27 protein-coding genes are annotated in these 22,747 nt (G+C 65.5%); 1 reads left to right on the forward strand and 26 read right to left on the reverse strand.

Features of this window, described 5'->3' with window-relative positions; translation table 11 throughout:
• Nucleotides 1-12: 12 nt before the first annotated feature.
• From EJ077_RS13380 to EJ077_RS13480, 22 genes are all read right to left on the reverse strand, one after another.
• A complete protein-coding gene (locus EJ077_RS13380) occupies nucleotides 13-294 on the reverse strand; it encodes a VirB3 family type IV secretion system protein (RefSeq protein WP_208702568.1) in 282 nt (93 codons plus the stop codon).
• Nucleotides 294-626, reverse strand: a complete 333-nt coding sequence (locus EJ077_RS13385) for a TrbC/VirB2 family protein (protein ID WP_135928512.1) — start codon at nucleotides 624-626, stop codon at nucleotides 294-296. Before EJ077_RS13385 ends, EJ077_RS13380 begins: the two co-directional genes overlap by 1 nt.
• Nucleotides 623-1,606, reverse strand: a complete 984-nt coding sequence (gene trbB / locus EJ077_RS13390; RefSeq protein WP_135928513.1) for a P-type conjugative transfer ATPase TrbB — start codon at nucleotides 1,604-1,606, stop codon at nucleotides 623-625. The genes EJ077_RS13385 and trbB overlap by 4 nt, the downstream gene beginning before the upstream one ends.
• A 168-nt stretch (nucleotides 1,607-1,774) precedes the next feature.
• Nucleotides 1,775-2,221, reverse strand: a complete 447-nt coding sequence (locus tag EJ077_RS13395) for a ribbon-helix-helix protein, CopG family (protein ID WP_135928514.1) — start codon at nucleotides 2,219-2,221, stop codon at nucleotides 1,775-1,777.
• A 9-nt stretch (nucleotides 2,222-2,230) separates the two neighbouring features.
• Entirely contained in the window at nucleotides 2,231-4,222 is a 1,992-nt protein-coding gene (locus EJ077_RS13400; protein ID WP_135928515.1) for a conjugal transfer protein TraG, read from the reverse strand.
• Between the two features lie 28 nt (nucleotides 4,223-4,250).
• Entirely contained in the window at nucleotides 4,251-6,008 is a 1,758-nt protein-coding gene (locus tag EJ077_RS13405; RefSeq protein ID WP_208702570.1) for a relaxase/mobilization nuclease domain-containing protein, read from the reverse strand.
• A gap of 247 nt (nucleotides 6,009-6,255) precedes the next feature.
• Nucleotides 6,256-7,032 carry a lytic transglycosylase domain-containing protein gene (locus EJ077_RS13410; RefSeq protein ID WP_135928517.1) on the reverse strand — a complete coding sequence of 259 codons (777 nt, stop codon included), beginning with the start codon at nucleotides 7,030-7,032 and terminating at the stop codon, nucleotides 6,256-6,258.
• 4 nt (nucleotides 7,033-7,036) lie between these two features.
• The gene (locus EJ077_RS13415) at nucleotides 7,037-7,372 is read right to left on the reverse strand and encodes a DUF736 domain-containing protein (protein WP_208702573.1); all 336 of its coding nucleotides are present in this window, start codon (nucleotides 7,370-7,372) and stop codon (nucleotides 7,037-7,039) included.
• Between the two features lie 47 nt (nucleotides 7,373-7,419).
• Complete coding sequence (locus EJ077_RS13420; protein WP_208702574.1) at nucleotides 7,420-7,965, reverse strand: S26 family signal peptidase; 546 nt, start codon at nucleotides 7,963-7,965, stop codon at nucleotides 7,420-7,422.
• Complete coding sequence (locus EJ077_RS13425; RefSeq protein WP_135928520.1) at nucleotides 7,962-8,480, reverse strand: DUF2840 domain-containing protein; 519 nt, start codon at nucleotides 8,478-8,480, stop codon at nucleotides 7,962-7,964. Before EJ077_RS13425 ends, EJ077_RS13420 begins: the two co-directional genes overlap by 4 nt.
• Nucleotides 8,477-8,731, reverse strand: a complete 255-nt coding sequence (locus EJ077_RS13430) for a hypothetical protein (RefSeq protein WP_135928521.1) — start codon at nucleotides 8,729-8,731, stop codon at nucleotides 8,477-8,479. Before EJ077_RS13430 ends, EJ077_RS13425 begins: the two co-directional genes overlap by 4 nt.
• On the reverse strand, nucleotides 8,728-9,366 hold the full coding sequence (parA, locus tag EJ077_RS13435; protein ID WP_135928522.1) for a ParA family partition ATPase: 639 nt from the start codon (nucleotides 9,364-9,366) through the stop codon (nucleotides 8,728-8,730). Before parA ends, EJ077_RS13430 begins: the two co-directional genes overlap by 4 nt.
• Nucleotides 9,363-10,442 carry a replication initiator protein A gene (locus tag EJ077_RS13440; protein ID WP_210212164.1) on the reverse strand — a complete coding sequence of 360 codons (1,080 nt, stop codon included), beginning with the start codon at nucleotides 10,440-10,442 and terminating at the stop codon, nucleotides 9,363-9,365. The genes parA and EJ077_RS13440 overlap by 4 nt, the downstream gene beginning before the upstream one ends.
• A gap of 20 nt (nucleotides 10,443-10,462) precedes the next feature.
• Nucleotides 10,463-10,744 carry a helix-turn-helix transcriptional regulator gene (locus tag EJ077_RS13445; protein ID WP_135928523.1) on the reverse strand — a complete coding sequence of 94 codons (282 nt, stop codon included), beginning with the start codon at nucleotides 10,742-10,744 and terminating at the stop codon, nucleotides 10,463-10,465.
• 141 nt (nucleotides 10,745-10,885) lie between these two features.
• Entirely contained in the window at nucleotides 10,886-11,221 is a 336-nt protein-coding gene (locus tag EJ077_RS32045) for a DUF2285 domain-containing protein (RefSeq protein ID WP_245458729.1), read from the reverse strand.
• 133 nt (nucleotides 11,222-11,354) lie between these two features.
• Nucleotides 11,355-11,660, reverse strand: coding sequence for a transcriptional regulator domain-containing protein (locus tag EJ077_RS32050; protein WP_245458730.1), 306 nt, complete (start codon nucleotides 11,658-11,660; stop codon nucleotides 11,355-11,357).
• A 119-nt stretch (nucleotides 11,661-11,779) separates the two neighbouring features.
• Complete coding sequence (locus EJ077_RS13455) at nucleotides 11,780-12,046, reverse strand: DNA -binding domain-containing protein (RefSeq protein ID WP_135928525.1); 267 nt, start codon at nucleotides 12,044-12,046, stop codon at nucleotides 11,780-11,782.
• A gap of 129 nt (nucleotides 12,047-12,175) precedes the next feature.
• Nucleotides 12,176-12,421, reverse strand: a complete 246-nt coding sequence (locus tag EJ077_RS13460; RefSeq protein ID WP_135928526.1) for a helix-turn-helix domain-containing protein — start codon at nucleotides 12,419-12,421, stop codon at nucleotides 12,176-12,178.
• 193 nt (nucleotides 12,422-12,614) lie between these two features.
• Nucleotides 12,615-12,944, reverse strand: coding sequence for a DUF736 domain-containing protein (locus EJ077_RS13465; protein WP_135928527.1), 330 nt, complete (start codon nucleotides 12,942-12,944; stop codon nucleotides 12,615-12,617).
• Between the two features lie 102 nt (nucleotides 12,945-13,046).
• Nucleotides 13,047-13,346 carry a hypothetical protein gene (locus tag EJ077_RS13470; RefSeq protein WP_189521752.1) on the reverse strand — a complete coding sequence of 100 codons (300 nt, stop codon included), beginning with the start codon at nucleotides 13,344-13,346 and terminating at the stop codon, nucleotides 13,047-13,049.
• 195 nt (nucleotides 13,347-13,541) lie between these two features.
• Nucleotides 13,542-13,982 (reverse strand): hypothetical protein, encoded by a 441-nt coding sequence (locus EJ077_RS13475; protein WP_135928528.1) that lies wholly within the window; start codon nucleotides 13,980-13,982, stop codon nucleotides 13,542-13,544.
• Between the two features lie 137 nt (nucleotides 13,983-14,119).
• Complete coding sequence (locus EJ077_RS13480) at nucleotides 14,120-14,284, reverse strand: hypothetical protein (protein WP_208702576.1); 165 nt, start codon at nucleotides 14,282-14,284, stop codon at nucleotides 14,120-14,122.
• Between the two features lie 292 nt (nucleotides 14,285-14,576).
• Here EJ077_RS13480 and EJ077_RS13485 point away from each other — a divergent pair, with 292 nt between their 5' ends.
• Nucleotides 14,577-15,332 carry a hypothetical protein gene (locus EJ077_RS13485; protein WP_245458731.1) on the forward strand — a complete coding sequence of 252 codons (756 nt, stop codon included), beginning with the start codon at nucleotides 14,577-14,579 and terminating at the stop codon, nucleotides 15,330-15,332.
• A gap of 7 nt (nucleotides 15,333-15,339) precedes the next feature.
• Here EJ077_RS13485 and EJ077_RS13490 read toward each other — a convergent pair whose 3' ends face one another.
• From EJ077_RS13490 to EJ077_RS13505, 4 genes are all read right to left on the reverse strand, one after another.
• On the reverse strand, nucleotides 15,340-16,263 hold the full coding sequence (locus EJ077_RS13490) for a DUF2493 domain-containing protein (RefSeq protein ID WP_135929144.1): 924 nt from the start codon (nucleotides 16,261-16,263) through the stop codon (nucleotides 15,340-15,342).
• 294 nt (nucleotides 16,264-16,557) lie between these two features.
• On the reverse strand, nucleotides 16,558-17,595 hold the full coding sequence (locus EJ077_RS13495) for a DUF7146 domain-containing protein (protein WP_208702578.1): 1,038 nt from the start codon (nucleotides 17,593-17,595) through the stop codon (nucleotides 16,558-16,560).
• Nucleotides 17,595-21,761, reverse strand: a complete 4,167-nt coding sequence (locus tag EJ077_RS13500) for a strawberry notch family protein (RefSeq protein WP_245458732.1) — start codon at nucleotides 21,759-21,761, stop codon at nucleotides 17,595-17,597. The genes EJ077_RS13495 and EJ077_RS13500 overlap by 1 nt, the downstream gene beginning before the upstream one ends.
• Nucleotides 21,762-22,095: 334 nt before the next feature.
• A complete protein-coding gene (locus tag EJ077_RS13505; protein WP_245458733.1) occupies nucleotides 22,096-22,653 on the reverse strand; it encodes a hypothetical protein in 558 nt (185 codons plus the stop codon).
• Nucleotides 22,654-22,747 lie beyond the last annotated feature (94 nt).

A 22,747-nucleotide genomic window follows, 5' to 3' on the forward strand; every position in this document is an offset into this window, starting at 1 on the left:
CGATGCCGCTCCTCAGACCGCCAAGTGGCCCGGGATGCGCAGATGGCGGCGCACCACATCGACGAATTGGGGATCGCGCTTGGCCGCCCAGACGGCGGCGAAGTGCCCGATGGCCCAAAGGCCGAGGCCGACCAGCCAAAGACGCAGCCCGAGACCGAGCGCCGCCGCCAGCGTGCCGTTGAGGATGGCGATCGCGCGCGGGGCGCCGCCGAGCAGGATGTGCTCGGTCAGCGCCCGGTGGACCGGAACGGAGAAGCCCGGCACCTCGCCGGCATGTTCGGTCGGACCGGCCATCAGACGAGCGCCCCACCGCCGAACGAGAAGAACGACAGGAAGAACGAGCTGGCGGCGAACGCGATCGACAGACCGAAGACGATTTGGATCAGTCGGCGGAAGCCACCCGACGTATCACCGAAGGCCAGCGTCAGACCGGTGACGATTATGATGATCACCGCGAGAATCTTCGCCACCGGGCCTTCAATCGACTGGAGGATCTGCTGGAGCGGCTGCTCCCATGGCATGGACGAGCCCGACGCATAGGCGGCGGGCGTCAGGGCGATCGACAGGAAGGTGACGGCCGCCGCAGTTGCGATGTGACGGCGTATATGGTGCGAATAACGGATCATGCTGGATCTCCCGAAGGTTCGGATGCTGCGAGGGTGATGGCGTAGTCGCCGGTCGGGCCGAGCCCATCGACACAGGCGAGTTCGGTTAGGCGTCGCTGGGTGCCGCGGCCGGAAAGGACGGCGACGAGATCGATGGTCTCGGCGATCAGCGCGCGCGGGACGGTGACGACGGCTTCCTGGATGAGTTGCTCGAGGCGGCGCACCGCGCCGATCGCGGTGCCGGCGTGGATGGTGCCGATACCGCCCGGATGGCCGGTGCCCCAAGCTTTCAAAAGGTCGAGGGCTTCAGCGCCGCGGACCTCGCCGATCGGAATCCGGTCTGGTCGGAGCCGCAGGCTGGAGCGCACCAGATCGGAGAGCGAGACGACGCCGTCCTTGGTGCGCAGCGCGACGAGGTTGGGCGCGGCGCATTGCAACTCGCGCGTGTCCTCGATCAGGACGACGCGATCGTCCGTCTTGGCGACTTCGGCCAGGAGCGCGTTGGTGAGTGTCGTCTTGCCGGTCGAGGTGCCGCCGGCGACGAGGATGTTTTTCCGGGACGCGACGGCGTCGCGTAGCGCCTCGGATTGTGCCTTCGTCATGATGCCGGCGGCGACATAATCATCGAGAGTAAAGACGGCGACGGCGGGTTTGCGGATTGCAAATGCAGGCGACGAGACGACAGGAGGCAGCAGGCCTTCGAACCGCTCCCCTGTCTCGGGCAGTTCGGCCGAAACGCGCGGGCTGCCTGCATGCACCTCGGCGCCGACATGGTGCGCGACCAGGCGCACGATCCGTTCGCCGTCGGCGGGCGAGAGCCGCTCACCTGTATCGGAAAGCCCCTCGGAAAGTCGGTCGATCCAGAGCCGTCCGTCGGGGTTGAGCATCACCTCAACGATCGCGGGATCTTCCAGAAACCGGGCGATGGCGGGGCCAAGGGCGGTGCGCAACATACGCGCGCCCCGCACGATCGCTTCGGATTTCTGGTGAGTTGTCGCCACGTCGTCCCCGTTCTATCGCGGGCGCGCACGACACGCGGCCCTGGATCGGGGAGATTAAAAGAGCCAGAACTCAGGCCGCTTCAACAAGATTAGATCGTCGTAGTAGCCTAGCGTGCAAATACAGGAGAACGGCGGAATCGACTCTGATTAATCGATGACAAGCGGAAACTACCGGTCTTCTGCTGGCGAGTCGTCGTCATCGCCGCGAACCCTGCCGGCGATATCGTTCGGGATTTCCCGCAGAAAGCTCTGACTCTTCTGAAGCCTTTTGCCGAGCGTCTCGACAAAGCCTTCGAAGCGCTCCCGACCTTTGATTTGGGCTGCGGCCTGCGCGTCACCGGGCAACGGCGGCGTGATCGTCAGCCAGAAGCGGACGAATAGCGCGAGTGTCTCGGCTGTAACGCCGAGATCGCGCTCGATCCGCTGGGCCTGCCGGGAGAGCCGATCCATCCGGCGGGTGAAGGCGGCCTCGCGTCGATCGGCGGCATCAGGCGACAGGAACGACGCCACAGCCGCCTCGACGATGGCCGATCGCGGGATCTTCTTGCGTTCCGACAACTCGTTGATCCGCGTGATCATTTCGACAGGCAAGGTGAGGTTCAGGCGGTCTCGCATCATCGCCTCCTACAGGTCCATGCCGTCGTTGGGATCGAGCGAGACCTGACGGGCCACGCCGCTCATCTGGCGGCGCAGCGCCTGCCGCTGGCGGGCGACATCTTCGGGCTCCTCGTCGAGCAGAACCGCGAACTCCTCCGCCGGCTGCTGGTCGGTCGTCTCCTTGACGATGGCCACATGATCGGGAAGCTCGGGCTCGCGGCGCAGGCCGCTATTGGCCGGATCGCCTTCCGCCTTCTCCATTTCGGCGAGCAGCAGCGCGTCGGGTTTCTGTGGGGAGCGCGCCGACCAGCCGTCCGCGCGGGACGTACGTCCGGACGTCTGCGGATCGGGTGGCGACAGCACCCGCTCCTTGAAGCGGGAGTCCTCATAATAGCGCGCCTTTTGCGCGCGGATCGGCGGGGTTCCGGCGATCATGACGATTTCTTCGGTCGGCGGAAGCTGCATCACCTCGCCTGGGGTCATCAGCGGGCGAGCGGTCTCCGAGCGCGACACCATCAGATGGCCGAGCCAAGGCGAAAGCCGGTGCCCTGCATAGTTCTTCATCGCCTTCATTTCGGTCGCGGTGCCGAGTGCATCGGAGACGCGTTTCGCTGTCCGCTCGTCGTTAGTCGCGAAGCTGACACGGACATGGCAGTTGTCGAGGATCGAGTTGTTCGCCCCGTACGCCTTCTCGATCTGGTTCAGCGACTGCGCGATCAGGAAGCTCTTGATGCCGTAGCCGGCCATGAAGGCGAGTGCGGACTCGAAAAAGTCGAGACGGCCGAGCGCCGGGAACTCGTCCAGCATCATCAGCACGCGATGCTTTCGCTCCTTGGCGTGCAGGTCCTCCGTCAGACGGCGGCCGATCTGATTGAGCACGAGGCGGATGAGCGGCTTGGTCCGTGAGATGTCGGATGGCGGCACCACGAGGTAGAGCGTCGCCGGACGCGGATCGGCGATCAGGTCGGCGATGCGCCAGTCGCAGCGCCGCGTCACCTGGGCGACGACGGGATCGCGATAGAGGCCAAGAAACGACATGGCGGTCGAGAGCACGCCGGAGCGCTCGTTGTCGGATTTATTGAGGAGTTCGCGCGCCGTGGAGGCGACGACGGGATGCGGCCCCTTCGCCCCAAGATGCGGCGTCGTCATCATCGCCTTCAGCGTCGTCTCGATCGGCCGCTTCGGGTCCGAGAGGAAGCCGGCGACGCCGGCAAGTGTCTTGTCTGCTTCCGCGTAGAGGACATGCAGGATCGCGCCGACCAGCAGCGAGTGGCTGGTCTTCTCCCAGTGATTGCGCTTGTCGAGCGAGCCTTCCGGATCGACCAGCACGTCGGCGACATTCTGGACGTCGCGGACTTCCCAATCACCGCGGCGCACTTCGAGCAGCGGATTGTATGCGGCGGATTTCGGATTGGTCGGGTCGAAAAGCAACACGCGGCCACGCTTCGCCCTGAAGCCGGCGGTGAGCTGCCAATTCTCGCCCTTGATGTCATGGACGATGGCCGAACCCGGCCAGGTCAGCAGCGACGGCACAACCAGCCCAACGCCCTTGCCGGAGCGTGTCGGCGCGAAGCACAGCACATGCTCGGGCCCATCATGTCGGAGATAGTCGCGCTCCAGTTTGCCAAGCACTACGCCATCCGGGCCGAGCAGCCCTGCCGCCTTCACCTCTCCCTTATCGGCCCAACGCGCCGAGCCGTAGGTCTCGACGTTCTTGGCTTCCCGCGCCCGCCAGACCGACATGCCGATGGCGACCGCGATCGAAATGAAGCCGCCCGACGAGGCGATGAAGGCGCCGTGTGTGAATATCTCCGGCGCATAGGCGTCATAGGAGAACCACCAGGCGAAGAAGGCGGGCGGGAAATAGATGGGCATGCCGGCGAGCCTGAACCAAGGCGCTCCGAGCTGGGCCTGAAATCCAAGCTGCCAGGCGACATACTGCGTCGCGCCCCAAGTCGTGATCAAGACGATCAGGAACACAATAATGATCTGGCCCCAGAGGATTTTGGTCGCGGACATAGGCGTCCTCCTTGTCTCTTGTTCGTGGCTAAAGGCCGAGGTCGCGCTGGCGCCCCAGGCTCCACTCGATGCCGCCGCCATCGCGGGCGACGCCGGCGATGTGCTGGCCTAGCTTGCGTTCGATCTCGCGCGACCAGGGCACGAGCTGGAAGCCAAGCCCGTTGTCGATCATGGCGAAGCGGCCCGAGGAGAGCGTCAGCCGCTGGCGATAGGTGCCCGAGACATGCTCGCCGGCCGCAGCCTTCACTTGAGGCAGGCCAGTCTCGGCCGACAGCTTCTCGCCCACGGCGTCCAGCTCGCGGCGGCGCAGCGAGCTGAGGAGATCGCGCTGGAGCATGATGCGCTGGCCCTGGCGGCGACCGAGCCCTTCGTCAGCGAGATGTTCGGCCCGGGCCTGCATAGCGTCGCGCGCCTCGCGGCCGAATCCACCCATGGAGAGGGGCATCTGGTCGCGCTCGACCAGACGGTGGTCGAGCCAGGTGGCGCCCGGCGCGGTGATCTGGCTGCGCAGATCGAAGTCAGAACGGGTGGCGAGCACCAACGTCGGCCGCTGGTCCTCCGGGCCGCCGAACCGTCGAACCTCGACGATGCCGCCGACTGGCGGCGCATGCTCGAAGGCCTCGATGCCATGGAAGCGGACGTGGTGGGCGCGGCCGTCGGTCCCGTCGATTACGGCATAGGCTTCACCGGTCAGCTCGTCGTGGAGACCCTTGTCGACCAGCCGGCCGATGATCGGCGAGCCGGCCCCGCCGTCGATCACATAGTCGGCGACGCTACGATCCTGGCCGCGCTCGGTGAAGGCGCGGTGCATGGTCTTGATGACGTCGCCGCGCATGCCGAGGTCGCGAAGATGGCGTTCAGCTTCCATGCCGACCATCCACTCCCCGGAGCCGGTCGAGGTGGCGAGCCCCATCTTCTCGAGACGCTGAAGACGGCCGATCATCAGGCGGCGGATCTCCGGGTTAGGGGCGTCGCTGGAGTCGGGGCGCAGGTCGATGGCGCCGACGTCGTCGGCCTGGCCGCGGATCTCGACATCGAGGCGGGTCCACCGCTCGGCGGTGACCTCCTTCTCCAGGGCGCTACGGATTTCGTGCTCAGGTTTTGGGCCAAGCTCGATCGCCACCAGATCCTCGGCGCGTGACCGAAGACCGCGGCTGATATAGTCGCGCGAGATCACGAGATCGGCGCCGGTCTCATCCACACCGCGCACGAGCAGATGGACGTGCGGATTGTCGGTGTTCCAGTGGTCGACTGCGACCCAGTCGAGCCGCGTCCCCAGATCGGCTTCCATTTGGCTCGCGAGTTCGCGCGTAAAGGCCTTGAGGTCGGTCATCTCGCCGGTGTCCTCGGGCGAGACGATGAAGCGGAAATGGTGCCGGTCGTCCTTAGACCGGTCGGCAAAGGCGAGATCCTCAGTGCGATCGGAGCCGGCGTCGAACATCACGCCCTTTTCTCCGTCCCGGCTGACGCCTTCGCGCTTGAGGTAAGACAGATGCGCCGACAGCGGCGCGGAGCGGAAGGATCGGCCCTGATGCCGCACGACGCGCGCCTTGACGACGACGCGGCGGGTCGAGTTGAACAGGCGGCTGCGGCTGAAGCTGCCGCGCCCCCGGCCAAAGGTCGAGCGGCCATAACCGGACGCGCGTCTGCCTGACGCCGAGGCGCCGGTATGGCCCGCCTTTTTTGCGGCCCGCAGCACCTGGCTAAGGAAGCTCTTCGCCTTCGGCGCACGCGTGGTGTTGATGCGCGCAGGCCGGACCCGAAAATCGCTATCGCCCTTGGTCATGACGCAGCTCCGAGGAGCAGCATTTCGGGGCCGTGCATATGGAGGCTTTGAAATTCCTCAATAAAAACGGGCTTCATGCCCGCGACCGACCGCCATGCACGCCAAAACGCGAGCCTCTTCAGAGGCTTACAGCGTTTCGGGCATGCGCTTTTATCTCGCCGTCTGTTGGTCGTGTTTCCCTGCCGTCCCCATCCTCCTGCCCAACCTGATCGGAGGCCCGCTACACCGCGCCAAAGTGCGAATGCCGTCATTGTGGCTCTCCCATACGATTGCGGGCGACGAACAGGCCGCCCGACTGAGGCGCGATGGCAGAGACATCGCGTGCGATCGTTGCTATTGGCGCATCGTCCCGCGTACCGCCGCGCTGCACAGGATCGGCAGTCGTGGTGCGCTCGAACTGCGCGATGAACAGCGGCGCTCTGGTCCAGGCGTGCGGATTGGCGGCGGCGGCGACGGTCGCCGAAGCGGTTAGTTCACCGCCGCCGAAGATAGGGAGGAGCGCGGCCACATAGGCGCGTGTTTCCGCCGGCAAGGGACGGCCGGCGAGATATTCCTCATATCGGCCTGGTCCCGCATTATACGCGGCGAGAAAACCCGGCGAGCCGTAGTGATCGTGCAGTTCGCGCAGATACGCCGCGCCCGCCAGGATGTTGTCGCGCGGATTGAAGGGATCCGTGCCGAGCGAATGACGGACGCGCAGCTCCGCCCAGGTTCCGGGCATGAGCTGCATCAAGCCGATCGCGCCCTTCCGCGAGACAGCGCGCAGGTCGTTCGCGCTCTCGACACGCATGACCGCCCTGATCCAGGCCGCCGGAATGCCAAAGCGCCGTGCTGCCTCGGCGATGTGGGCTGCATAGGGATCGATGGAAGTCGCATGGTCGCCCGGCACACTCTGCGCCAGCGTGATGCCCGATGGCGCGCCGACGAGAAGCAAGCCGGAAAGGAGAAGGAGGCCTGCATGCAGGGCGGCACGATGACGCCCGGCAGCAGTGCTTTTGCGACGAGGGAGGAAGGGCCAGGGCATCGGCTCATTCCCGCTCGAAGCGTCTTGGCGCGCGGTTCCAGTGCAGGCCCCAGGCGGTCTTATCGTCGCCTGACTGGAACAGGTTAGCGCGGATCGGCTGCACGAAGACGGGATCGTCGAGCTGCAATGAGACGTAGTCGCCGGCGCGTTCGCCAGTGCGTTTCCAGCCAGCGCCGACCTCCGGTCCGTCTTCGTCGCCGAGGTGGATACGATAGTCTGGGGCGTTCTCAGCGTTCGACGGTTCGGCCGAAACCAGCGTCAGTTCAACGTCGAGCGAGAGCGTGCGGACGCGGCCGGAGTAGCCCGATTTCGTGTGGGTGAATTCTCCGATCTGGGGCATGGGAAGGCTCCTTTGCTATGCGGTGGAGGACGGGATGGACGTGCGTGTCACCGCGTTGGCGCGCGCCATTCGAAGCGGCCGTTGCCCCCTTCATCGGTGTAGAGAGGCGTCGCCCGGCCGATGATCGTGTCGGTCGAAACGGGGCCGAAGTAGCGGCCGTCGAGGCTGTCGCGGACCTGCCAGTTCATCAGAAAGATCTCGCCCACGGCGATGACGCGGCAGCCTTGCCAACTCGGCAGGGCTCGGCCCAATCGGTCGCGATCGAGCGCCTCGGCCATGTCGATGCCATCGACCGAAATCGTGCGGCCCGCGCGACAGACGCGCTGCCCGGCAACGCCGGCGACGCGCTTCATCAAAGGCACGCCGTGCGGCAGGTAACCGCGCTCGGCCAGGAAGGTCGCGAGCGGTTCGGGGGCATCGACGGCGAGGAGGTCCGCGGTCTGGGGCAGTTCGTCGGAGTCGATCGCGTAGAGCCCAAGCGGGGCACTCGCGGAGGCGTTCCAGATGAGTTTGAGCGGCAACGGAAGGAAGGCCGCGATGGCGACACCCATTGTCGCGAAATACGTCGCCATGACGTAACCGAAGCGGCTCATGGCTCGGCCCTCCGGCGCAGAAGGAAGGCTTGATGCTGATCGGCGCTGTAGGCGCGGGGTGTCTCGCCCGCGGTCAGGCGATTGTGGACGTGGCGCCAGTGATCGGGCGAAACGTCGACCGGATCCACGCCGATCGCCTCGATGGCGTCGATCGCCTGCAGCACGCGCTCGACCTTTGGCCAGCCTTCGATCTTCAACAGGATGTCGCCACCAGGCCGCACGAAGGGCAGCGTCTGGAACGGCGCACCGGCGCCAACCGCGCGCACGATGTCGATGCGCGAGATGACCGTTCCGAACTCGTTCGCCGCCCAGCGGACGAAGGCGAAGGCGCTGTTCGGCGCAAAGCCCATGACACGGCGGCAGCGATCGATGATCTGCTCGTAGGTGTCGTGGCCGAAGCGGATCCAGTTTTCGGTTTTCTTCTCGATCCACGTTAGTTCAACCAGCGTTGTGAACGGGGGCGGGCCGGCCGGCGCGGGGCCGCCGCGCACGCGGGGAGCCGCAGTGCCGGTCATGATGGCTCTCCCTCGGTGCTCGGAAATTCGCGCGCGAGCAACTCGCGCAGCATGTCGGCGACAGTGACGCCGCGCTGGAAGGCGGCGATCTTGATGCGCCCGCGCAGGTCCGGGGTGACGTCGATGGTCAGCCGGGCGGTGAAGCCGCCATCGGCCATCCCGCGCGTTGCGGACGCAGCGGATGCCTTGACCCAGCCCTCGGGATCGGCGGGGCGCGTGGCGAAACTGCGCTTCGGGGATCGCTCGCTCATAGCGCGACCCTCCCGATCTCGGCGCAGAGCGCGGCGATCTCACGGGCAGCGGGGCTGTCTTCATCCAGTTCGGAAACTAGGCGGCCGGATTGCGCAGCGTCAGCGAAGGCGACGCGCTGGCCGATGGTGGCGCTCAGCACCGGCGGATCGTGATCGGCAAGCGTCTCGGCCGTCGCGCGGGCGATGACAGTGCGCGCACCACAGCGGTTCAGCACGAAGCGGGCGGCGAGCTGCGGCCTATAGATGCGCGCCTCGCTGAGCAGCGATAGCATCTCGGCCGAGGCCCAACCGTCGAACGGAGAAGGCTGCACCGGGATCAACACCAAATCGGCAGCGAGCAGCGCCGAGCGCATCAGCCCGGCGACACGCGGCGGGCCGTCGATAACAATGTGATCGGCGTCTCGCGCCAGCTCCGGAGCCTCGCGATGCAGCGTGTCGCGCGCCAGACCAACGATGCCGAAAAGCCTCGGGAGCGCTTCGCGAGCGCGCTGCTGCGACCAGTCGAGAGCGGAGCCTTGTGGGTCCGCGTCGATCAGCGTGACGCGCTTTCCCCCGGCGGCCCATTCGCCGGCGAGATGCAGGGCCAGCGTCGTCTTGCCGACGCCACCTTTCTGATTGAGGAGCGCGACGATCATTTCGCCTCTCCCGATGCTGGATCGAGAGGCAGGGAGGTCGCGTTTTCGGGCCGGCCGGCGATGTTTTCCACATCGCGCGCGCGTCTTCTAAAGTTAGATTCTTGGTTAGACTCTAAGTTAAGGGCGCCATTCCGGGTTTGTTTTCCGTGACTTATGCCCTGTTTGGGTTCCCGATAGCACGAGCCTGCGGTTCCCGATGGCACGATAGTCCCGGTTCCCGATAGCACGAGGCCGTCCACAGCTTGTCCACAGGGGGCCGACGGTTCGAAGGCGAGCAGCACTCGGCCGCCGATTTCGACTTCGATGAACAGCGTGTAGCCTGGGAGCGGCTGACGGCGGATGATGTCGCGCAGCTCGAAGGCGAAGCGTTTGAAAGGGGAGAGGCTTCCGGATTTCTGATGGAGGTGACGGAAGTCGAAGCGCCAGCCGTTGCGTTGCTTGCCGCCGTGCTTGCGCACTAGGCGATAGAGCCAGCGGTCGAGCCCGCCGGTGAGATCGAAATACGCCCGGTCGATCGTGAGCACGAGCGCGTCATCGAGGACGGCGCGATAGAACCAGTCGGGGACGATCAACTCGATGCCGGCCGGCCTACCGTTGCGGTCGATGCGCTCCTGCCATTCGTTGATCCAGGAAAATCGATGCCGGCGACCTTCCGCCGGCTGGCGGATCGAGGTGGCGACGGTGGTCGACTGAAGCCTGTCGAGGGCGGCCTTCAGCCGCTGGTAGTCACGCAGGCCGACGCCGCGGCCGATGAAGTTCAAAATCTCATAGGGCGTCGCCGCCATCAGGCGCGATGTGCGCAGACCCGCGTCGCGTGCCTCGACGATCTGGCTCGCCGCCCAGATCAGGATGTCAGCATCCCAGATGGTCGCCATGCCGTGATCGGGCACCGCCTCGACACGGATCGACACGTCGCCGGCGACGAAGTCGATCGGCGCGGTGCGATGTGATTTGGAGAGGGAGAAAAACGGATAGGCCATGAGATCCTGCGTGTCGCGAGGCGCGAAGTCGCCGGTAAGTGCGTGGAACAGATCGAGTTGTCCGCGCTCCGAGAGTGGGCGATGTCGAGCAGTCATTGAGAGGGAACCCGAAGCGGTCAGCGCGCGTGGCGGCTGGCATGCGCGGGCGGCGCGGTGTCTTGGCGCTTGGCGGGAAGCACTGTGCCGCGCGGATCAGAGGTCGAGGTAACGGCGCCGCGTTCGGTCCAGGCCTGCAGGTCGTCGACAGCGTAGACGACACGGCCACCGAGCTTGCGATAGGAGGGGCCAGTTCCGTAGGTGCGGTGCTTTTCGAGGGTGCGAGCGGAGAGACTGAGGAATTCGGCGGCTTCCTTGGTGCGTAGAAAGCGCGGCGGCAAAACAGCGAGATCAGGTCTCATGGATAGGGCCTCCGTGGTGTTCGTTGAGGCCGCTGGCGTTCAGCGGCTGACGAAGGCCACGATGGCGAAGGGAAACCGCGTAGATGCAGTGGGGAGTTGGTGGGTGCTAAGTTCCCACACCGCTGGCCACGTATGATCCGGCTAGGGTCGGCGACGATGACGAAGCAGCTTGCGATAGCCGCCCGCGATCATGGCGAGGCCGTCCTTGATCAGGTCCATGGTCGCGTAGCGTTCCGGCGCGTTTTGCCAGTCGTCGCGACGGATGGGCTTGAGCCGGAAGATCACTTGCGCGATCTCAAGCTGGCTCGCGCCGTAACGATGTCCGTCAACGGCCTGCAACATGCGCCGCGCGCGGGCCAGTTGCTGACGGGTGAGGCGCGTGTCTGGTGGAATGGCGCGGCCATGGAGGGACGCGAGAAGTCGCGCGACCGCCTCCATGCGATCGAAGCCCTCGATACCAAGCGGGATCACGGCCACGAGTGGCGCGCCGGCCGATCCGTCAGCGGGAAACGCAAGGTGCAGACGTTGCCCATTGCTCAAATCGTGCAGGACGTGGGGGCCGTATTCTGATGCCTGATCGCCTACGTGTCCCGGCTGCGGGAGGGGCGTCCTATCCGCAGCGAAGGACGCTGGCGCCGGTGTCAGTATCACCGAGCCGGTGTCTTCTTCCGGAAGCCAGAACACTCGCGTTTCGGTGGATTTCCGAGCAGGGGCGACAAGGAAATCGCAAACCCCACCGTCGGCCAACGCGTTCGATCAGTGGTGGTGAATCTGTCGAAGCGCTGCTGAATTCGGCATAATCGCGCTGATACTCATCGTTTCGTCGCAACCATTCCCAACCGATATCGGGGGCAGTGAGCTGATCGACGTAATCGTAGCTTGATGACGATCGCCACCGGGATCTGTCGTGCGACATGGAAATCCTCCTAGCTCGCAATATTCACGCGTTTCGAGCTGGCTACAATTCCCGGTTGAGCGATGAGAAGGAAGTCCCTGGCCCGGCAACAGGTGTTGCCGCCGCGGCATCACCACGGCTCAGTGACGATAGCCTTCGCGGACAAGCTCGCGATAGCCGTGGGTCGTCATCCAGCGGGCACGGGCGAGATGGGTGCCATAGACCCGCCGGGCACGCTCGGGGTCTCGGTCTGGATCAAGGCCGAAGAGAATACGGACGGCCTCGCGCCAATCGGCGCCGTCCGTCTCCGCGTCGAGCAGGCGCAGATAGAGCTTCATGTGCTCACGATCATAGGACGTGAGCACCACGCTAGCCGGCGGCTCGTCTAGAAAATCTACCTTGGTCACAGTTCTCCCCTGGAATTATTCTTATCCATTCCGGAGCGAATTGTTAACCATACGCCGGTTGCCGCGCAGCAAAACCTGCGTCGTTGACGGCAACGTCCCGACCAAGGCCTGAAGCTTGCAGATTCGGCTCTATCGTTTGTCGATCTTCCCACGGACCACCATCACGCCTTCGCCTTGGTCGGTGGTCAGGAGGAGGATGCCATGGCCTTCAAGTGCCCGCCGGACCTGATCGCGCGTGGTCTCATACACATCGAGCCCGCTCGCGGATTCGAGGCGCTTCAGCGCGGTCAGTGATACCTGGGCCTTGTCAGCGAGCGTCTCCTGGTTCCATCCGAGCAACGCGCGTGCGGCCCGTGATTGTCGGGCGGTGATCATGCATGATCACCTCCCACCAACACCAACCAACACGCTAGAACTACGACTATTATAGTCGTTCTGCGTGGTCGGCGCTAGCCGATACTGCCTTAGATAGTTGGCGCGGCAGCCATTCGGGTGTCAACTGATTCGGTCGCCCACAAAGCGGAAGGCCCCGCCCGGTTCGATCCGGGCGGGGCCTTGGTCGGGGGTCTCACTCCCCGTTGCGGCGGCCGTTGGGGCGGGACCAGATGAGGCTGTAACCTTCGCCTTCCTCGTCGTCGAAGAGGTTGGCGTAGATTGGAGCGGTGAAGCTCGGATCGTCCAGCTTCAGGCCCAGATAGTCGCGACCCTCATTGGAGCGCTTCGACCAGGCGGCGCCGATTTCGACCCGGCCGACGAAGACGCGGTGGCTGGGGGCGTTGTCGCCGGAGCGGTTGGCCTCGGGCACGACGCGGACGTTCTTGGTCTGCAGGCTGAGGGTGACGATTTCGCCGGTGAACTCGTTGTTGCCGGTCTTCTTGAAGGTGCCGATAGTCGCCATGGTAGTTCTCCTTGAACTCTGTTCCGAGCCCGCACCATTGCGGCCTCGATGGCGATCGGTGGGCCGGAGGCGATCGACGCGGCATCGCTTGCGACCGCAGCGTCAGCGGAGGATGGCAGCCAGGCGAGTTTCTTGTTTCGCGAGGAATGTCGGCGCAGCCGGCAGGGGAAGAAAGTCGATCGGCGCCATTGCGGCATAGGCGATCGAGGCGCAGCCGACCTTCGGCCAGATCAGCCCATTGAAGAGGCCGTTTTGGAGCGGTCGACCTGATAGAGATGCATCAACGGAGAACGTGGCGACACCGCGTCCCGCGGAGATCTGGCTATGACGTCCGCCGGTGTCGATGCTTCCGTCGCCCAGGCCTTCGGGGATTCGGAAATTGTTGCCAAACACCGAGTTCAAGACACGGACAGCAACAGACCTTCGTCAGCCGAGAAGCGTGCGCCACTGGATCTCAATCATCGCTCCAATGAGGCGACAGGCGGTGATCGGTCCGAGCTGCCTGTCCGTGCCCTCGCTGCGTCCCCCAACGCTCGTGACGATCCAGGCGGAAGGGTCCCGCCCAGCGCCTAGTCTACCCCCGCCGCTTCGGTGCGTTCAACCCTGCGCTAGGCCCTGTCCGGTCGAACCGGGCGTCGCCATTGCAGCCATTCGCATCAGCGCCGTCACGCCAACCGCGACCGCGCCAACAACGGAAAAGGCGATCTGCCAACCCTCTGACGGCATGGTGTGTTTCACGATGCCATGTGTGGCGTGGTAGCCGGCGAGCGCGGCGGGAGCGACGAATGCGAGCGCGATTGCTATGCGTGCCCAGATCGGCCGGACGAAAACGAGCAGGAGTTGGCCGATGCCGAAGGTGAGCCCGGCTGCGAGCGCGCCGACGAGGATGGCGCCGAGCCACCCGGCGCCGGTGTCATAGGCCCACATTCCGGCGGTGACGCCCGCGAAGAAGGGCAAAGCGAAGATGGCGAGCGTGAACAGCAACCAGCAGAGGAAGCCGATGGCCGCGATGCTGAAGAGAATGCCGATGAAGATCATGGTGGTTGTCTCCGCGAGAAAGGTCTGACGGTCGCGCCTTCCACCACCACCACAGCGCGATCTTGAGTATAAATGAAGAAGTGCGGCGGCGGGAGCGGAAATCCAGCAGGATCTCCGCCTCGCCAGAGCAACACCCGTTAGGGGGCGAAGGGATCGATCTCCGCCACGACCTCGGCGTCGCCGTCGAACTCGGTGATGGGCGTGACCGAATGCGTGCCGTCGCCGGCCTTGAAGATGACCATGGCGACCATGAGGGTGGCGGCGAGGCTGAAAGCGTATGCGTGTGCATCGTTGAGGGACATCGTTCCGGCTCCTGTCTTGGAGGCGGGAGACCATCTCCCGCGCGACAGGCGCCCGATGTGTCTGGCCGAGGGCCGCAATCACCGCGGAGGCAAAGCCGCAGCGGCGGCATGCGTGCATAGCCGACCCTTCACGGGTTGATGGCGTCAGGCCCTCGGCCGGACCAAGGACGAGCGCGATGGAAGCGGGAGATGGTGTCTCGCTTTGACCGGAGCTAGGGTCGCTCCTCAACAGCCTCGCTGCGTTGGATTCGAGCCGTGTCCTGGTCGTCCGCGTCGGAGGACACGGGGGCGAATGATGGAAGCCGGATTTCACATTCCAGACGGTAACGAGGCTCTGCGGGATGATATCCCGGCGGTGGTCGAGCTGATCGAGCGGACAGCCCGATGGGTCAACCCAGAGACTTTCCGCCGTCTGCCGATCTGGGCGCCACATACTGCGCGCGGTCGAGCGCTCTACGATGCAGCATGGTCGCGTCGCTATACGAACACGCGCAAGGCGACGAAGATCACGGCCGAAAAGTTCGAGGGAAATGTCGCCGCGCTCAACGCTCTGGTTGCCGCTCTGGGTGGCGCGTCGCCAAAGCCGAAGAATTGGACTGTCTGTCACATCTGGGGTTACGACGATCCGTCATTCGCGCAGCAAAGCAGCGTCGTGCAGGATCCGCGCTTCTTCTCCTGCGTCGCTAACATGGTGTGGTTGCCGACCCCGCTGAAGGGGTTCACCGACACCCTCCCTGAGATCAAGGCGATGTTGCGCGTATGCTCTTTCCATCTGTACGGATGGGCGTGTGAGCACCAGTCGGTTGCGGCGCAGGCGGAGCAGGTGCGATCCGGTTGGACCCCGCCCGACTACCCAAAGAGTTGGCCTAGTGCGGAACGGCGTGGCGTCCTGCCACCAGGAACAGCGCCGTTCACATCGCGTATCGAGGGCGAGATCGCCAAGCGAAAATCGAAGATCCGATCCGATCTCGTCAACGCCGATTTTCTGCACTACCCTAAGGCCGAGGTCGAAAGTGTGCTGAAGTTCTGGAAGGTGGATCTGGGCTAGCCGGCGCTCACGCGCCGCCGAACTTCCACACCGGGATTCCGAGCTTCTTGGCCTTGTCGGCGAGGTTGTCGTTGATGCCGGTGCCGGGGAAGTGCATCACGCCCTTCGGCAGGATTTCCAGCATCTCGTCGTTGCGCTTGAAGGGCGCTGCGCGGCCGTGCTTCGTCCAGTCCGGTGCGAAACCGATCTGCGGCACGTTCCGGTTCGTCGCCCAAAAGGATGCGATCTTCTCGGCGCCCTTCGGCGACTTGCCGTGCATCAGCACCATGTCCGGGTGCTTTTCGTGGACCTGGTCGAGCTTGGCCCAGATCAGCCGGTAGTCGTTGAAGTCGAGCCCGCCGGTGACAAGGATTTTCGGACCAGGGGGAAGAAGGATCGTCTGCTCGGCGCGCCGTTTCGCTGCCAGGAAGTCGCGGCTGTCGATCATCGCCGAGGTGAGATTGCGGTGGCTGACCCTTGATCCGCTGCGCGGAAGCCAGGTCTTGCCGACGTGGCGTTCGTAATGTTCGGCTGCCTGGTCGCGCATCAGTTCGAAGGCGTTCTGGCGCTCGATCAGCGTCATGCCCTCGGCGGTCAGGCGCTCCAGCTCGACCGACTTCACCTCGCTGCCGTCCTGTTCCCGCTGCGCCCGCTTCTGGGCCTGCTCGTTATCGTCCAGTTCCCGGCTGATCCGGTCGGTGGCGCGGTGGAAGACGTTGACGGTCGACCAGAGGAGATCGCCGAGGTCGGGTTCGAGGCGCGTGTCCTCCAGGGTGCTAATCAGGGCGTCGAAGATGTCGGCGACGGCGCCCGCGACCTGGTTGCCATCGGGCAGAAGCCGCTGGTCGGGCTCGTCGGTGAAGGGGCGATAGCCGTAGAGCTGGAGTTCGTTGAGGACAGGGTCTGTGGGTGAGGGTTCGTGATGCGGTTCGTAGTCGTCGTGCTCGCGCATGGGATGCTCTGTCGGTTGGACCGCGACCGTCGCGGCCTTCATGGCGACGAAGCCCACGGGCCGGACGGCCGGGCACCCGGAGTGCGAGCGGAGGGCTCGATGGCTAAGGCCGGCTATTTTGTCTCGCGATGGAAAGGCCCGCAGGGCCGCCGGAAAATAGTCGGCCGCCGCCATTGCCCGGCTGGCCGGCTTGTGGGCCGATCGCCCCCTAGAAGGCCGAGGCGCGGTCCGCCTTCGACGGATTGACGCGTCCGCCGAGCACGGCGGCGTCCCGCACTCCCGTTCTCCTGCCGGCTATGCCGCCAACGCCATGAAGCGAGCCACGTCCTGCGGTGCGACCTGCAATCGGGTTCCCATCCGCAGCGCATCCAGGCCGAGGGTGCGGAGATCCTCGTTGAAGTCGCCCAGTTCGGGCGAGATGACGATCGCCTCGATCCCCGCCGCATTGGCCCGTTCGATCAGGCTGTCGCGCGCCCCGTCACCGGCGGGATCGTTATCGCGGACGATGTAGAGCCGCCGCAGTGTGTCGGGGAACAGGATGGCGGCGAGATGGGCTGCCGAGAGCGCCGCCAACATCGGCATGTCGGGAAGGACTTGCCGGAGCGACAGCACGGTCTCGATGCCTTCGCCGGCCGCCATCACCTCGCCACCGATGCCGAAGCGGACCGCATGCCTGAGAAGATCACCCATCGCCCGCCTTGGCGTGTCGATCGGAGCCTTGTCGCGACGGCGCGGATCGAGCCAGGTGCGATGCGCCCCGGTGATCTTGCCGTCGAGGTCGGTGACGGCCGCGATCATTGCCGGCCAGGTTTCGGTCGGCGAATGCTCGTCGGGGCGATAATAGCAGCGCGGGTGGTAATGCAGGCTTCCGGTTCCGCGTAAATCCGTAATGCCGCGTTCCCGGAGATACGCCTGTACGAGCGTGCCGTGGATCGCTTGCGACATGCGGGTCAGCCGTCGGGCCGCTTCGGGCGAGCCGTGCGGCGTCGTGGTCTGCACCTGCGGTTCGCGAGGTCCCCGCTCGGGTGTGGGCATGCTGAGAAAGGTCCGGGCCTCGTCCGCGACGTCCTTGAAATCGATGAGGCCGCAACTCTCGCGGATGACGTCGAGGAGATCGCCATGCTCGCCGGTCGCGGCATCGGTCCATTTGCCGGCGAGGCCCTTCGGCGAGTCCTTCAGCCGCACGTACATCGACCGGCCCGGCGTGTTGCGCACGTCGCCCACCAGCCAGTAGCCGCCCTCGCGGCGACCGCTGGGGAGGTAGTGCCGGCACACCGCCTCGGCCTGCCGGCCGAGACGATGGGCAAGATCGGAAGGGTCCTGACGTGCCATCACGCAGCCTCCCGCTCGGAGATGCGCGCCACCGGGAAGGTTTCGAGCAACTTGGCGAGGACGCCAGGCCCGGTCGCGTCGACCGGCACGAAGAAGCGGAGCTTCCACGAGATGATCTCGCTGAACAGGCCATAGGCCCGCAGACGATCCCGCATGGCCTCGGCGAAATTGGTCAGTTCCAGTCGGTGGGCGCTCATGACCCGAGCGCGGCGGAGCTGGAGCCCATCGGCGAGATCGAGGATCGTCGTGCCGTCCATCAAGGCGGCGAAAGCCTGCTCCGGGGTCAGCGACGCGGCGTCCGTCGTCACGGCGTTCGCCGCCCAGGCGGGCGAGACGCGGCGGCCGATGATGCGCTCGCCTGCATCGGTCTGGAGCCGATAGACCCGCGTCGACTCGTGCGGCAGACGCTTCCAGATCGGCAACAGCAGGCCGGCGACGATATGGATCGTGCTGTCGGAGAACTCCGGCACCTCGTTCAGTTCCGCACACCACGCTGCCGCGAAGGTGCCGTGATCGGCTTCCTCCCAGTGGCTCTCGTCCATCATGCGCAGCGGGGCATATTGCTGTTCCATAGGCCGGACCAGGCAGACGCGCCGCTCGATCTCGCCATCGTCGAGCATCATTGATGGGGCGGGGATCTGCACGGCGGCGCGGCCGGAGCGGCCGTTGACCAAGAGCTGCGCCCGTGGATCGGAGAGAAGGTCGAGCGCGTCTGCTAGCGTCGTCGGCCGATTGCACTGCCGGCGCGTGATGGTGAGCAGCCGCGTCTCCGCGCCGGTGCCGGCATGCGTGTGGATCATCTGGCTGTCGGTGACGACGAAGCTCTCGGCATGCAATGTCTCGAGCCCGATGTCATAGACGCCGCTGCGGATCGCGCCCTCGACCTTGGCGGTAAGGAGCTGCTCGAAGGCGGTGAAGAGCACGCCCTGCAGGTCGATGGTGAGGGCCAGCAGGCGATTGAGGAAGGTGGTGATCGGTGGCAGTTCGTCCTTGATGCCGTTGTCGTCCATTAGCTTCAGCCCGGTGGCGGACTCGAAGCGGTCGAGCGAGCAGCCCTCGACCTTGCCGCGGACGAGCAGTAGGTAGAGCTGGCGCAGCGCATCGCGGGCATACGGACTTTCGAGATTGTCCTCGGGCCGGAACAGGCCCTGGCCGCCGGTCTGGCGTTGGCCGCGCGTGATAGCGCCGAGCGTGTCAAGCCGGCGCGCGATCGTCGAGAGGAAGCGCTTCTCGGCCTTCACGTCGGTGGCGATCGGCCGGAAGAGCGGCGGCTGCGCCTGGTTGGTTCGGTTGGTGCGGCCGAGGCCCTGGATCGCGGCGTCGGCCTTCCAGCCGGCCTCCAGTAGATAGTGGATGCGCAGGCGCTGGTTCCTGGCGGCAAGGTCCGCGTGATAGCTGCGGCCGGTGCCGCCGGCGTCCGAGAAAACGAGAACGCGCTTCTGGTCATCCATGAAAGCGGCCGCCTCGCCGAGATTGGCCGACGCTGCCCGGTTCTCGACGACAAGGCGCTCGCCCTTGCGCACCACGCGCCGCGAACGGCCGGTCACCTCGGCGACGACATCGGTGCCGAAGCGCTGGACGATCTGGTCGAGGGCGCCGGGAACAGGCTCCAGAGAGGCGAGCCGCTCGATCAGCTTGTCGCGGCGGGCGACGGCTTCCCGGCTCTCGACGGGTTGGCCGTCCCGGTAGACCGGCCGCGACGACAGATTGCCCTCGCTGTCGGAGAACGGTTCGTAGAGCTGCACCGGGAAGGAATGGGCGAGGTAGTCGAGGACATATTCGCGCGGCGTGATGTCGACGCGCACGTCGTTCCATTCCTCGGTGGGGATCTCGGCGAGGCGTCGTTCCATCAGCGCTTCGCCGGTGGAGACAATCTGGATGACGGCGGTGTGCCCGTCGGCTAGGTCCTGCTCAATGGAGCGGACGAGCGTCGGGGTCTTCATGCTTGTCAGCAGATGGCCGAAGAAGCGCTGCTTGGCGCTCTCGAAGGCCGAGCGCGCCGCCGACTTCGCCTGTCGGTTCAGTGTGCCGCTGTCGCCGGTGATGTTGGCGGCCTGCATCGCCGCATCGAGATGATTGTGGATGATGGCGAAGGCGCCGGCATAGGCGTCGTAGATGCGGGTCTGCTCGGGCGTGAGCTGATGCTCGACCAACTCGTATTCGATGCCGTCATAGGAAAGCGACCGGGCCGTGTAGAGCCCGAGCGAGCGCAGATCGCGGGCGAGCACCTCCATGGCCGCGACGCCGCCATTCTCCACCGCCTCGACGAACTCGGCGCGATTGGCGAAGGGGAAGTCGTCGCCGCCCCAGAGACCGAGCCGCTGGGCATAAGCGAGATTGTGGACGGTGGTGGCGCCGGTCGCCGAGACGTAGACGATGCGGGCGTTGGGGAGCGCGTGCTGGAGCCGGAGCCCGGCACGGCCCTGCTGCGACGGGGCCACGTCGCCCCGTTCTCCCTTGCCGCCGCCGGCATTCTGCATCGCGTGGGACTCGTCGAAAATGATCGCTCCGTCGAAGTCGGAGCCCAACCATTCGACGATCTGCTTGACGCGCGAAAGCTTCTCCCCGCGGTCATCGGACCGTAGCGTAGCATAGGTGGTGAATAGGACGCCTTCGTGCAGCCGGATGGAAGTCCCTTGCGGGAAGCGCGACAGCGGCGTGACTAGCAGGCGCTCCATGCCGAGGGCTGACCAATCGCGCTGGGCGTCTTCGAGCAACTTGTCGGACTTGGAAATCCAGACGGCCTTGCGGCGCCCCTGGAGCCAATTGTCGAGAATGATGCCGGCGGACTGGCGGCCCTTGCCGGCGCCCGTGCCGTCGCCGAGCATGAAGCCCCGGCGGAAGCGGATGACGTTCGGCGCATCATCCGGCGCAGCGGTGACGAGATCGCCGGTCTCGTCCACGGTCCAGGCGCCGCTGAGAAATTCGCCGTGGGCTTCGCCAACATAGATGATCGTTTCGAGCTGAGCGTCGGACAGCACGCCGTCGGTGACGATAGCCACCGGAAGCGTCGGACGGTAGCTCGGCTTCGGAGGCGCGATTGACGCCATGGCGGCCGATTGCACCAGTTTGGTGGGATGCGGCTGCGCGCCCGGGATGCGGATCGACTGGAGCGTATAGACCTCGTAGATCGAGTCCGACAGGCGGCCACCCTCGGGCGGCGTCCAGTCCACGGTCTCATAGTCGAGCGGCACGCCCTCGATCTCAGCCGTGCGCCGGGCGGGCGCTGCGGCTGCCGCCCGGGCGAGATAGCCGCGAACGGTGCGCGGTGCGGCGTCGGGCCTTGCCTTCGGCAGCGTGACGGCGAGCCGTGGTGGGACGTCCCGCTCGATCCAGGCGAGCAGCGTCGCCACGTCCGCTGCAACACCAGGGGATTCGGGAAAGCGAGCCGCATCCTTGGCCGGCGCTTTGTCGATGACGGTCAGGCGCGTTTCGATGCTCGTGCCGTGCTTGGCATAGACCGAGCCCGCGATCGCCGCGGTGAACACGACGCGGCTGCGCTCCTGCAGCCGGACGAATCTGTCTCGCCAGGCCGGCAGCTCGGGCGAGAGATTGGCGCCGGTGATCGCGACCAACCGACCGCCCGGAGCGAGCCGCGCAAGCGCCGAGGCGATGTGGCGATAGGCGGCGTCCGCCACACGCCCGGAGACGTTCGCCATGACGGAGAATGGCGGGTTCATGATGACGACGCTGGGGATGGCGGCGCGATCGAGGTGATCGTGGATCTGGACTGCGTCGAAGCGCGTGACCGAAACGGCCGGAAAGAGGGCTGCGAGCAGATCGGCGCGAGCCTCGGCCAGCTCGTTGAGGATGAGATCGGAGCCGGCGACCTCCGCCAGGATCGCGATTAGGCCGGTGCCGGCCGAGGGCTCCAGCACCCGATCTGAGGGTGTAAGCGACGTGGCGGTCAATGCCGCCAGGCCGAGAGGGATCGGCGTCGAGAACTGCTGGAAAGCCTGAGCTTCCTCAGACCGGCGCGTATGGGTCGGTAGCAGGCTCGCGATCTTGGTGAGCGCGGAGAGACGTGCAGCCGGAGACGCGGCTTTGCGGAAAAGCGGCTTTCCGTATTTGTGCAGGAACAGGACGGTGGCTGCCTCACAGGCGTCGTAAGCCGTCTTCCAGTCCCAGGCGCCGCTGGCGTCGGACGCACCGAAGGCCTGTTCCATGGCGGAGCGAAGGACCGCGGCGTCGACGGGGCGGCCCTTTTCCAGATGAGGGAGGAGGTGGCCGACAGCAGCAAGGATGGCGGAGGCTGGAGGCGCTTTGAGTGCGGGCTGAGGCGGGGTCGCGGGCTCGACCGCGGGGAGCAGGGAGTAAGGCATGGAGGAAACCTCGGAGAGCAGGACACGGTGAGCGGGCCCGGCGCTCTCTCTCGACCGGACGGGCTCAAACCCGTCCCGGCCGTCCTCTTGCTCTCGAACTTCCCGCGTTGGGCAGCGCCCGACGCGGGCATTAAAAAAGCCCGGCTTTCGCCGGGCCTCCTTTGGGGGTGTGAAGCAGTCAGTGAGGGCGCTTCATTTCCTGCGCCATGGCCTCGACGACCAGCTCGAACCGTTCCGGATCGCGAACCGCCTCCTTGAGGCGGTCGGTCCATTCGGGATGAGTGTGGGTCCAGTTCATCATCATACGCGCGTCGACGCCCCGATGTTTGACGAGAAAGTTGCTGATCTTCGCCGGTATGAAGCTCGCGACCGATGCGGCATTAGTCGGCTTTGCGCGCGCCAGGATGATGAAGGCACGCGAGAAGCTCTGGAGATCGTCCTCGTCGGCGAGCTTCGTCATCAGATCGAGGACTGCCCCGGAAGAGTGAGTGTAGGCGGCCGAGCCGTGCTCGGCAATCGCATGGGCGATGCGGGTCTGGGTTTCTAGTGTCACTGTTTTCACCTCGTGGTGGAGGCCTTCGAGCGCTTCGGCTTTTTTTCGACGCTCCTCGGCCAGGTTACGGATATCTTCGGCGTCCTTTTCAGTGGGGACCCACACCTTCACCTCCTGCCATCCGGCGGCGACGCGGATCTCGCGTTGCTTCTGGACACGGGAGAGTGGCTTCTTGTCGGTCATGGGCGCTCCTCGCGATCTAGACATCATAGGGTGGTACGTCGTATGGTGGTACGAAATAAGGTGGTACGTTAATCTGAATTTGTCAAGGGCGCGA

It is taken from the genome of Mesorhizobium sp. M8A.F.Ca.ET.057.01.1.1 (assembly GCF_003952565.1).
Classification (GTDB): domain Bacteria; phylum Pseudomonadota; class Alphaproteobacteria; order Rhizobiales; family Rhizobiaceae; genus Mesorhizobium.